Below are 11811 nucleotides of genomic sequence, written 5' to 3' on the forward strand. Positions count from 1 at the left end.
CCACCCCTCCGCCCCACATCTCCCCACAGGGGCCGGCTCGGCTGCCACGAGAGCCGTCTCGAGTCACATGAGTCCCAAGAGAACCGCGGAAGTGGGCGCTCTCCGGGCCGTTGATCCGGTGTCGGGACGGCGACGGCAGGGCGTCTACGGCCACTGAACTGCGGTGATGTGAGACAGTGGGGCGAAGTGGGGCGCAGGCCTTGTTTGTGGGGCGTTGTGGGGTAGAGTGGGGCACGCAAGGAGCTCGATGGGCCTGGACCCCAGGAGGTGGCGTGTGACCGACACCGATCTCGTCGACTCCGGACGTGAACGAGCCTTCGTCGGGTACGGGACACACCGTCCCAAGCTCGATGACAAGGGGCGGCTGACGATCCCCGCCAGATTCAGGCCAGGCCTGGCGGACGGGGTGGTGGTGTGTGGGTGGTTCACCAACACGCTCTCGGTCTTCCCTGAGGGCGAGTTCGACGCGCTGGTCAGAAAGGTCCGGCCGACCGCCAACCTCAGCGAGAGGCACATGGCGTTCTTCCGGCTCCTGGTGAGCGGCGCGGAAGTCCAACAACTGGACTCGCAGGGACGGATCTCCATCCCGGCGAGTCAGCGGAACTACGCGGGTCTGGACAAGGACTGCGTCGTCAACGGCCTCGGGGAGCGTCTCGAGGTCTGGGACGCCGAGGCGTGGGACCGCTACAGCGAGGAGAACCTACCCGTGTTCTCCGAGATGGAGGGCACCTCGCTCGGGATCGAATTCTGATCCGGGGAGAGGACGGACACGAGCAAGCGAGAGCACGACGGACGGAGCCCCCCGGCCCCTGCCCGGCACCACCCTGACGTACTTCCCCAACGCCAGGTGGGTACCGGACGGGGACCAGGGGGCTCCACCACAACCGGAGCACCGACGACTTCCGGACGCGAGGAGGCGAGATGGCAGACGAGTCCGACGCCGACCGCGACGCCACGCGCTCCGGGCACATACCCGTCTTCCTCGAGCGGACGATCGAGCTCTTCCGGCCCGTCGTCGAGGCGGCCGAGCAGGACGGTCGCGTCCCCGTCATCGTGGACGGGACCCTCGGGCTCGGGGGGCATTCCTCCCACCTGCTGGCCGAGTTCGGTGAGTTGCGCATCCTCGGTGTCGACCGCGACCCCGAGGCCCTCGAGATGGCGACCCGTCGACTCACGGCCTACCGCGACCGGTTCACGCCGGTTCACGCCCGCTTCGACGATTTCGACCGCGTCGTGGCGGCCCTGCCCGGGGAGTCCCGGGACGAGGCGGGCCCCGCGATCGACGGGATCCTGCTCGACTTCGGTGTCTCCTCCATGCAGCTCGATGTGGCCGAGCGAGGTTTCGCGTATTCGGTCGACTCCCCGCTCGACATGAGGATGGACCCCACCACCGGCCCCACCGCGGCCGACATCCTGGCCGACTACCCGCGTGACGACCTCGCCCGCGTCCTGCGCGTCTACGGCGAGGAGCGATTCGCGCGACAGATCGCCGCGGCGATCGTCCGCCGCCGGGACACCGACCCCGTCGTGACCAGCTCCCAACTCGTCGAGCTGCTCTACGACACCATCCCGCAGGGTGCCCGCCGGACCGGCGGACACCCGGGCAAACGCGTGTTCCAGGCCCTGCGCATCGAGGTCAACGCCGAGCTGGAGGCCGTGGAGAACGCGGTGCCCGGATACCTGGACCTGCTCCGCCTCGGCGGCCGTGCGGTGTTCATGTCCTACCACTCCCTCGAGGACAAGATCGTCAAGCGCGAGCTGGCCACGCGCACCGCATCGCGGACGCCGGCGGGCCTGCCCGTGGAGCTCCCCGGCCACGGCCCCGAGTTCGAGGCGGTCACCAGGGGAGCGGAGAAGGCCTCACAGGAGGAGATCGACCACAACGCGCGCTCGGCCTCGGTGCGCGTGCGATGTGTCCGGCGTATCGACGGGAGAACCCCATGACGAGCACGATCGACACGCCCGGCACCGCCGGTGGGCTCGACACCCGCCCGGCGACGACACCGGGTGTCGGCGCGCCCGCACCCGCGGGACGACCCGTCGGCCTCCGACGCAAGCCCGTCACCCGCTCGGTGCGCGGCCGCCGGACCGTGGTCGTCCCGGCGGAACGTCTGAGTCCCGCCGAGCTCGCCGCGAGGGTTCCCTTCGTCGTCGTCCTCCTCCTGCTCATCGGCGCGGGGGTGGGCGGCACCCTCCTGCTGTCCGCGCAGACCACCCAGGACACCTACGACCTCAAGAACGCCCGCGACGCCAACGTGGAGTTGGTGGAACGGATGGAGGCCCTGCAGGCGTCCAACGAACGCGCCCGGTCCGCCGAGGTGCTGGCGCAGCGCGCGGAGAAGCTCGGCATGGTCGGAGTCGCCAGCGCACCCATCCTGACCAGGGGATCGGACGGCGTGCTCGAGATCGTCGGCGAGCCCGAGGCGAAACTCGGCGCGCCGATCAAGCCGCTGCAGCCCGCTCCGGTAGCGTCCGGACCGTCGAGGTCGTCCGACCGGGACGGATTCGACGCACCGCCCGCGCAGGCGCCCCAGGACCGCACGCCCCGCGGGGTCGCCCCCGTTCCCTACCCCCCACAGGCGGACCCCGCGCCCGACCTCGTCCCGCCGGCTCCGGCACCGCCCGGTGAGGACGCCGCGACCCTCGCCCCGGTGCCCGGACAGCTCTTCTAGACACCCGAACCCCGAAAGGCCCGCTGGAGATGACCGAACGACGCAGCCCGGGAACGGGCGCCCGGGTCCCCTCGGGCGCCCCGCGCGGCACCGCGCCGGGAGCCGGACGGCCACCGAACCGGTTCGGCAGGGTCCTCACCGCCTCGGCGACCGAGCGACGCTTCACCTTCATGCGCTCCGCCTTCGCGATGATCATGGTCATCGCGCTGGTCAAGCTCTTCTGGGTGCAGACCCTCGGGGGAACGGAGCTCGCGGCCCGCGCCGAGAGCCAACGCCAGGTCCACGAGGTCCTGCCCGCCACGCGGGGAGCGATCGTCGACCTCAACGGCGACCCCATCGCGTTCACCCGCGAGGCCCGCGACCTGTCGATCCAGCCGCTGGTCGAACAGCGCAACGCCGAGGCGCGACGGGAACTCGACAGCACCAAGCCCACCTGGGACGAACTGGTCGAGGAGATCGCCGACGAGTTCGAGACCGTGCTCGGTGACGCCGTCGACCGCGACGAGATCGAGGCCAAACTCACCTCGGAGGGCGGCTTCACCTACCTCGTCCGCAACGTCGACGTCACGCTGGCCAACGCCATCACCCGCGAGTACCCCATGATCGGGGCCGAGCGCGTCGACATCCGTGAGTACCCGGGGGGCGCGCTCGCCGCGAACGTCGTTGGTGCGACGACGAAGAGCGACGAGGGCAAGTTGATCGGACTCCAGGGCATCGAGGCGCACTTCAACGACGAACTGGACGGGGAGGACGGACGGCAGACGTTCGACCGGGCCCAGGACAACACCGTCATCCCGGGCACCCTGCGCAACGTGACCGAGCCGCGCGACGGCGACACCATCCGCCTCACCCTGGACGCGGACCTGCAGTGGCACGTGCAGAAGGCCATCCAGACCGCCAAGGACACCTCCGGAGCCGAGACCGCGTCCGCCGTCGTGCTCGACGCGCGCACCGGTGAGGTCCGCGCGATGGCCAACGACAACACGTTCAACCCGGCCGTCGGGGTCGGTGCCGAGCTCGAGCGGGGGGCGGACCTGGGCAACCCGGCGATCACCTCGCCGTTCGAACCGGGCTCCGTGCAGAAGATCATCACCGCCGCCGCCGCGATCGAGGCGGGGCTGACCGATCCGAACGAGGTCCACTCCGTGGACGGCAGCATCCGGATGGAAGGTGTCACCGTCTCGGACGCGTGGCAGCACGGCCCCACCCCGTACACCACCACCGGCATCTTCGGGAAGTCCTCCAACGTCGGCACACTCATGCTCGCCCAGCGGGTGGGCAAGGAGCCGTTCTCCGAGTACCTCGACAAGTTCGGCCTCGGCCAGCGCTCGGGGATCGAACTCGCCGGGGAGTCCGAGGGTCTGGTGCCCGACCTGCAGAACTGGCAGGGCGGCACCTTCGCCAACCTGCCCATCGGGCAGGGCCTGTCCATGACCACCCTGCAGATGGCGGGCATTTACCAGACCATCGCCAACGACGGTGTCCGCGTGCCGCCGCGGATCGTCGCCGAGCGCGTCGGCCCCGACGGCGAGCGCACCGAGACCGAGCGTCCCGAAGGTGAGCGGGTCATCAGCACCGAGACCGCCCGCACGGTGCGGGACATGTTCCGCTCGGTCGTGCAGTCCGGGGGCACCGGCCCGCAGGCCGCGGTCGCCGGCTACCAGATCAGTGGCAAGACCGGCACCGCGCAGCAGATCGACCCCGGGTGCTCCTGCTACTCCAACTCGCGCTACTGGATCACCTTCTCCGGCATCCTGCCCGCCGACGACCCACGGTATGTGATCGCGATCATGCTCGACGCCCCCTCGCGCGGCGTGCTCGGGGCCTCCGCGGCCCCGCTCTTCCACGACATCGCATCGTGGCTGGTCAATCGCGACAACATCCCGCCGTCCGCCCCCGCGCCGGAACTGGTCCTGCAGGCGCGGTGATCAGCGCCCGGCAGGGTAGCGTGTAGCGGGTTCACGGGAGGGTAGCGAGCAAGGAAGGCGGGGCGAGGACAGGCGATGACGACAGCGCGAGAGCTGGCAGACGCGGTGCGGGCCACCCTTCTCGGCGACAGGACCCGGGGTGGTGACGACCTCGTGGGTGCAACGATCCGCGCACAGGACTGCGGCCCCGGGATCCTCTTCGCGGCACTGCCCGGCACGCGGGTCCACGGCGCCTCGTTCGGTGCCACCGCGATCGAGGCGGGCGCCGACGCCGTGCTCACCGACCCCGAGGGGCTCGAGATGATGGCCGCCGTGGCCGACCGGGTCCCCGTCCTCGTGCATCCGGACCCCCGATCCGTCCTCGGCGCGGTGTCCGCGGCGGTCGCGGGAGACCCCTCCGCCGCCCTCGACGTCGTGGGGATCACCGGGACGTCCGGCAAGACCACCACCTCCTACCTCGTCGAAGCCGCGCTCGAAGGCGGCGGCCATGTCGCGGGCCTCATCGGCACCACCGGGAGCCGGGTCGACGGTCGGGCGCTGCCGAGTCGCCTCACGACCCCCGAGGCCCCCGAGTTCCAGGCCCTCCTGGCCCGGATGAGGGATGAGGGGGCCCGCGCGGTCGCGGCCGAGGTCTCCAGCCACGCCCTGCGGCTCGGGCGCGTGGACGGCACCAGGTTCGCCGTGGGTGCCTTCCTCAACCTGACCCAGGACCACCTGGATTTCCATCCGAGCATGGACGACTACTTCCGTGCCAAGTGCCGGCTGTTCGACGCCGAGGCCGACCCGGGGTCCGCGGTCCGCCCCGCCGAGCGGGCCGTCGTCGTGGTGGACGACGACTGGGGCCGGAGACTGCTCGGGATGCGGCCGGACGCGGTCACGGTCTCCGCCGAACCCGGGGCCGACGCGGACTGGACGGCGGGGGAGTCCGCGACCACCGAGCGCGGCACCCAGACCTTCACCGTGCACGGCCCCCGCGGGCTGACCGCCGACGTCGAACTACCGCTGCTCGGCCGGTTCAACGTCGCCAACGCACTGGTGGCCCTGGCGGTCGTCGATGCCCTCGGTTCGGACGTGGCAGGCGCGGCGGCCGGTCTGGCCCGCGTCCGGGTCCCCGGACGGCTCGAGCCCGTCGAGCGGGGCCAGGACTTCCGGGTGCTCGTCGACTACGCCCACAAGCCCGGCGCGGTCGCGGCGGTGCTCCGGTCCGTCCGCGCGCAGACCGAGGGCCGCATCGCCGTGGTCCTCGGTGCCGGTGGCGACCGCGATCCGGGTAAACGCCCGCTCATGGGCGCCGCCGCCGCCGAGGTCGCCGACCTGGTCGTGGTCACCGACGACAACCCGCGCAGCGAGGACCCGGCCGAGATCCGCGCGGCGGTCCTCGCGGGCGCCGAGTCCGCCGCCGGTGACGACACCCTGATCGAGGAGGTCGGTGACCGGGGAGCGGCGATCGCCACGGCGATCGACTGGGCCCGCACCGGGGACGTCGTCGTGATCGCCGGCAAGGGCCACGAGACCGGTCAGGAGAGGAACGGGACCGTGTTCCCGTTCGACGACCGCACCAGAGCCGCCGAAGAACTCATCAGACGACTCGGATACGCCGCCCCCACGGGCGAGACGGAGGACAACGCACCATGATCGACCTCACCCTCGGCGAGATCGCCGGGATAGTCGGCGGTCGGTTGGTCGGTGGAGACCCCGCGTCGGCCGTCACCGGTTCCGTGGAGTTCGACTCCCGCCGGATCGGGGAGGGCGGGCTGTTCCTGGCCCTGCCCGGGGAGCGCGTCGACGGTCACGACTACGTCGCCCGCGCCCTCGACGCCGGGGCCGCCGCGGCACTCGTCGCCCACGAGGTGGACGGGGCGGACGGCGCGCAGATCGTCGTGCCCGCGGTCGACCGGAGGCAGACCAACGCCATGGCGCTCGCCGCGGACACGGACGGCTCCGGCGCGTCGGTGCTCGCCGCGCTCGGCGCCCTCGCCCGCGCGAGTGTCGACCGGCTGGTCGCCGACCACGGTCTGGTCGTGGTGGGGGTGACCGGCTCGTCCGGCAAGACCAGCACCAAGGACCTCATCGGCGCCGTGCTGTCGGCGGCCGGCACGGTCGTCGCGCCACCCGGATCGTTCAACAACGAGATCGGGCACCCCTGGACCGCGCTGCGGGCCGACTCCGGCACCGACTTCCTCGTCCTGGAACTCAGTGCACGTGCGCCCGGGAACATCCGCGAGCTGGCGGCCCTGGCACCGCCGCGGATCGGCGTCGTGCTCAACGTCGGTACCGCACACCTCGGCGAGTTCGGCTCGCGAGAGGTCATCGCCGCCACCAAGGGCGAACTCGTCGAGGCCCTCCCGGACGCCGCCCACGGCGGGGTGGCCGTCCTCAACGCCGACGACGAGCGGGTCCGGGCCATGGCCGGACGTACCGCCGCCGAGGTGGTGTCCGTGGGGGTGGAGGGAGCCGCGGACGTCCGTGCGGAGCGGGTACGGCTCGACGACGAGGTACGCGCCTCCTTCCGTCTGGTCACCCCGCGGGGTGAGGCCGATGTGGCGCTCCGTGTGCACGGGGAGCACCAGGTGGGCAACGCCCTGTCGGCGGCCGCGGTGGGTCTCGCGTGCGGGATGTCGGTCGAGCAGGTGGCCGCGGCCCTGGGCACCGCCGAGGCCGCGTCCGTCCGAAGGATGGACGTGCGGATGACCGCCGACGGCGTCACCGTCATCAACGACTCGTACAACGCCAACCCCGATTCGATGCGGGCCGCGCTGAAGTCCCTGGCCGTCATGGCCCGCTCCGGCGGCGGCCACCGGCGGACCTGGGCGGTGCTGGGGGAGATGGCCGAACTCGGCGAGGACGCGGTCACCGAGCACGACCTGCTCGGGCGTTTCCTCGTCCGCCTGGACGTGTCCCAGCTCGTGGTCGTGGGCCTGGGCCGCCCCCAGCGGGCGATGTTCCAGGGCGCGATCCAGGAGGGCTCGTGGGGTTCCGAGGCGGAGCACGTCGCCACCGCCGAGGAGGCCGTGGCGATCCTGGACGAGCGCGTGGAGCCCGGCGACATCGTCCTGGTCAAGGCCTCTGCGGCAGTCGGTTTGTGGAGCGTCGCCGAGCATCTGCTCGCGTCGCGTGGTGAGGAGAACCAGTCATGACCCAGATCATGATCGCAGGCATCGTCGCCTTCGTCGTGAGCATCTTCCTCACACCCCTGCTCATCATCTATTTCCGGCGCAAGGGCTACGGCCAGGAGATCCGGCTCGAGGGACCGCAGTCCCACATGAGCAAGCGCGGCACGCCCAACATGGGTGGTGTCGCGATCCTCGCCGCGGTGTGGCTCGGATACATCGTCGCCGGGGTGATCGGCCAGGTCACGGTCGGCGGGGGCGGGTTCACCGCCTCGGGCGTGCTCGTGCTCGGCCTGGCCACCGCGCTGGCGGTGGTGGGGATGGTCGACGACGGACTCAAGGTCTTCAAGCGCCACAACAAGGGCCTGGGCATCCTGTCCAAGACCGCCGGCCAGGTCCTCGCGGCCCTCGCGTTCGGCATCCTCGTGCTGCAGTTCCGCAACAACGACGGGCTCACCCCCGCCAGCACGTCGTTGAGCTACGTGCGGGACTTCGTCGCGGTGAGCTTCCCCGTCGTCGTCTTCCTGATCTTCATCGTCGTCCTCGTCTACGGCTGGTCCAACGCGGTTAACTTCACCGACGGCCTGGACGGGCTGGCCGCCGGCTCCATGGCGATGGTGATGGGCACCTACGTGGTGTTCACCTTCTGGCAGTTCCGCTACTCCTGCTTCTCCACCGCGGAGGGCGTCGACCTGTCGGGCTGCTACCAGGTCCGTGACCCCCTCGACATCGCGGTGGTCTGCTCGGCGGCGCTCGGCGCCTGCCTGGGCTTCCTGTGGTGGAACGCGGCCCCGGCCAAGATCTTCATGGGGGACACCGGGTCGATGTTCCTCGGCGGCATCGTCGCGGGCGTGTCCGTGGTCTCTCGCACCGAGCTGCTCATGGTGGTCGTGGGCGCCGTGTTCGTCATCGAGTTCGTCTCGGTGCTCATCCAGGTGGCCGCCTTCCGCACCACCGGGCGTCGACCGTTCCGGATGACCCCCATCCACCACCACTTCGAGAACGGCGGCTGGGCCGAGACCACGGTGACCATCCGGTTCTGGCTGCTCGTCGCGATCTCCTGTGGTCTGGCGATCGCACTGTTCTACGGCGACTGGCTCGCGAGCTCGACGGGATGACCGACATGACCGACACGACCCACACCGCAGGTACCGCCGGCACGGCGGCCGACGCCGGTCCCGACGTGCGCGAGCTGACCGGCTCCCGCGTGCTGGTCCTGGGCGCGGGCGTGTCCGGCCCGGGCGCGGTCCGCATCCTCCACGCGCTGGGCGCCGAGCCGGTCGTCGCCGACTCCCGTCCCGAGGCCATCTCACGACTCCGAGAGGCGCTGCCCGACGACATCGGGTGTGCGGGCGTCGACCTCGCCCGCGCGGCCGAGCTCCTCGACGGATCCGATGGTCCGTGCCGTGTCGACCTCGTCATTACGAGCCCGGGCTGGCGGCCGGACTCGCCGCTGCTGCTGGCAGCCGCCGATGCCGGGGTTCCGGTGTGGGGTGATGTCGAACTGGCCTGGCGGGCCGACGCCGCCGAACTGTTCGGGCCGCGACGCACCTGGCTCGCGGTGACCGGCACCAACGGCAAGACCACCACCACCTCGATGCTCGAGGCCATCTGCCTGGAGGCCGGGATGGCCGCGCGCGCCTGCGGGAACATCGGGCTGCCGGTGACGGACGTCCTCCTGGCCGAGCCCCGCGTCGACGTGCTGGCGGCCGAGCTGTCCAGCTTCCAACTGCACTGGGCGCCGAGTTGCCGCCCGGACGTCGGGGTGGTGCTCAACGTCGCCGAGGACCACCTCGACTGGCACGGCTCCATGGAGGCCTACGCCGAGGCCAAGGCCCGTGTCCTCACCGGCCGCGTGGCCGTGGCCGGCGCCGACGACGAGATCGCCGCGCGCCTGCTCGCCGCCGCGCCCGCCCCGACCGCGATCGGGGTGCGCCTCGGTGCGCCCGGTCCGGGGGAGTGTGGCGTCGTCGACGGCGTTCTCACCGCGCGGATCGGCGGTGGTGACGACGACGAGGTGGCGCTGCTGCCCGCAGCCGACGTCCGCCCGGCCGGGCCCGCGGGCGTGCTCGACGCGCTCGCCGCCTCGGCCGTCGCCCTCTCCGTGGGCGCGCGACCCGAGCACGTGGCCGCGGCCCTGCGGGGCTTCACCGTGGGCGCCCATCGCGCGGAGCCGGTCGACACGATCGACGGGGTCGCCTACGTGGACGACTCGAAGGCCACCAACCCCCACGCCGCCCGGACCTCGCTGCTCGCGGGCGGGACGATGGTGTGGATCGCCGGGGGCCTGCTCAAGGGCGCCGACGTGGAGCCGCTGGTCGCCGAGGTCTCGGGCGTGCTGCGCGGCGTGGTCCTCATCGGCCGCGACCGTGGGCGGATCGCCGAGGCATTGGCCCGACACGCGCCGGCGGTGCCCGTCGTGGAGCTGGCCTCGGGAGACGATGACGATGCCGCGGGTCCCGACGAGCCGCAGCAGACGATGGACCGGGCGGTCGCCGAGGCCGCACGGATGGCCACCGGAGGCGACACCGTGTTGCTCGCCCCCGCGGCCGCGTCGATGGACATGTTCACCGACTACGGTCACCGCGGGCGCAGCTTCGTCCTCGCCGTGGGCCGCGTGGCCGGGAGGTAGGGCAATGGCAACCGACAAGGCAGCGCGCCAGAAGCCGGCGCGTGAGAAGCCGGCGCGTGAAAAGTCACAGCACGAGCGCGCGGACACCGAGACGCGACCGGACCTGCTCGGGCGTATCGCCGCACCCCTGGCCGCCATCAATCGCGCGCCTTTGACCTCGTACCACGTGGTCATGGTGGTCACCGCCCTGCTCACCGTCATCGGATTGGGCATGGTGCTGTCCAGCTCCAACGTGCTCGCCTTCTCCGGCGGCGGCACGCCGTTCGACATCTTCCTGCGCCAGGCGCTCTTCGTCCTCATCGGCTGGGTCGGCTTCGTCACCGCGCTGCGCGTCCGTATCGAGCTGGTCCGGGCCGCGGCGTTCCCGCTGTTGCTGGTCGCGATCGGACTGCTCGTGGCCGTGCTGATCCCCGGGGTCGGGTCCGAGATCAACGGGTCGAAGGGCTGGATCGACCTGGGGCTGTTCTCGATCCAGCCCGCGGAGATCGCCAAGTTCGCCTTCATCCTCTGGGCGTGCTCGGTGGTCGCCAAGCGGATGCGCACGGGGTACTGGCTCGATCTGCTCTTCCCGGCCGTGGTCGGCTACCTCGTCGTGGCGGTCCTCGTCGTCGTCGCCCCCGACCTGGGCATGGCCACCGCGGTGACCATCGCCTTCCTGTGTGTGCTGTGGTTCTCCGGGTACCCCACCCGGCACTTCGTGTGGGTCATCGCGGTCGGCGTCGTGGTGTTCGGCGTACTCGCCGTGGCGTTCGCCTACCGCTTCGAGCGGATCCGGACCTACTTCGACACCTTCCGGGGAGATTTCTCCAACCCCCAGGGCGCGGCCTACCAGTCGTACCAGGGCATGCTCTCGCTGGCCGACGGCGGATTGTTCGGCGTCGGGCTGGGGCAGTCCAGCGCCAAGTGGTTCTACCTGCCCGAGGCCACCAACGACTTCATCTTCGCGATCATCGGCGAGGAACTGGGCTGGTTCGGGGCCGCGGTCGTCGTGTCGCTCTACCTCACCCTCGGGTGGGTCGGCATGCGCGTCGCGCTGCGGTCGGTAGACCCGTTCCGGCGCCTGCTCGCCGGCACCGTCACCGCGACGATCGTCATCCAGGCCTTCATCAACATCGGCTATGTGGTCGGCCTGCTGCCGGTGACGGGTCTGCAGCTGCCCCTGATCTCCAACGGCGGCACGTCGGCGGTCGTCACCCTGACCTCGCTCGGGCTGCTCGCCAACTGTGCCCGCCACGAGCCGGAGGCCATCTCCGCGATCCTCAGCTCCCCGTCGCGGCGCCGGCGCAGCTGGCTCGCGCTGCCCGACCCGCGGCCCTACACGCCCGAGCGGCCGGTCCCGGCCTCCGCCACGCCCGGACGGTCCAGCGCCGGCACCCGCCGGTTCGGGGACCCGGTGACCAGGCCGCAGCCGCCGCGGACCGGCGGTCCCGCCCCACGCGACAGGTCCGCGGGCGCCCGCCGTACGGCCC

At 71.6% G+C, this 11811-nt stretch carries 9 protein-coding genes; all 9 read left to right on the forward strand.

All coding sequences use genetic code 11. The annotated features are described in order from the left end of the window. The first annotated feature begins 274 nt into the window (after positions 1–274). Positions 275–751 (forward strand): division/cell wall cluster transcriptional repressor MraZ, encoded by a 477-nt coding sequence (locus tag J1M64_RS12320; protein ID WP_206474300.1) that lies wholly within the window; start codon positions 275–277, stop codon positions 749–751. A 170-nt stretch (positions 752–921) separates the two neighbouring features. Continuing rightward, a complete protein-coding gene (rsmH, locus tag J1M64_RS12325) occupies positions 922–1944 on the forward strand; it encodes a 16S rRNA (cytosine(1402)-N(4))-methyltransferase RsmH (protein ID WP_206474301.1) in 1023 nt (340 codons plus the stop codon). Then, entirely contained in the window at positions 1941–2672 is a 732-nt protein-coding gene (locus J1M64_RS12330; RefSeq protein WP_206474302.1) for a hypothetical protein, read from the forward strand. The genes rsmH and J1M64_RS12330 overlap by 4 nt, the downstream gene beginning before the upstream one ends. A gap of 29 nt (positions 2673–2701) precedes the next feature. Next, on the forward strand, positions 2702–4600 hold the full coding sequence (locus J1M64_RS12335; RefSeq protein ID WP_067713767.1) for a penicillin-binding protein 2: 1899 nt from the start codon (positions 2702–2704) through the stop codon (positions 4598–4600). Between the two features lie 75 nt (positions 4601–4675). After that, the gene (locus J1M64_RS12340) at positions 4676–6235 is read left to right on the forward strand and encodes a UDP-N-acetylmuramoyl-L-alanyl-D-glutamate--2,6-diaminopimelate ligase (protein WP_067713770.1); all 1560 of its coding nucleotides are present in this window, start codon (positions 4676–4678) and stop codon (positions 6233–6235) included. Further along, the gene (gene murF / locus J1M64_RS12345; RefSeq protein ID WP_206474303.1) at positions 6232–7737 is read left to right on the forward strand and encodes a UDP-N-acetylmuramoyl-tripeptide--D-alanyl-D-alanine ligase; all 1506 of its coding nucleotides are present in this window, start codon (positions 6232–6234) and stop codon (positions 7735–7737) included. Before J1M64_RS12340 ends, murF begins: the two co-directional genes overlap by 4 nt. Beyond that, positions 7734–8828 carry a phospho-N-acetylmuramoyl-pentapeptide-transferase gene (gene mraY / locus J1M64_RS12350; protein ID WP_206474304.1) on the forward strand — a complete coding sequence of 365 codons (1095 nt, stop codon included), beginning with the start codon at positions 7734–7736 and terminating at the stop codon, positions 8826–8828. Before murF ends, mraY begins: the two co-directional genes overlap by 4 nt. Positions 8829–8833: 5 nt before the next feature. Beyond that, positions 8834–10342: a UDP-N-acetylmuramoyl-L-alanine--D-glutamate ligase gene (murD, locus tag J1M64_RS12355; protein ID WP_206474305.1), complete on the forward strand. Its 1509-nt coding sequence runs from the start codon at positions 8834–8836 to the stop codon at positions 10340–10342. Positions 10343–10346: 4 nt separating this feature from the next. Continuing rightward, a partial coding sequence (gene ftsW / locus J1M64_RS12360) for a putative lipid II flippase FtsW (RefSeq protein ID WP_206474306.1) occupies positions 10347–11811 on the forward strand: 1465 nt, incomplete at its 3' end.

This window comes from Dietzia sp. KRD202, from assembly GCF_017168155.1.
GTDB lineage: Bacteria > Actinomycetota > Actinomycetes > Mycobacteriales > Mycobacteriaceae > Dietzia > Dietzia kunjamensis.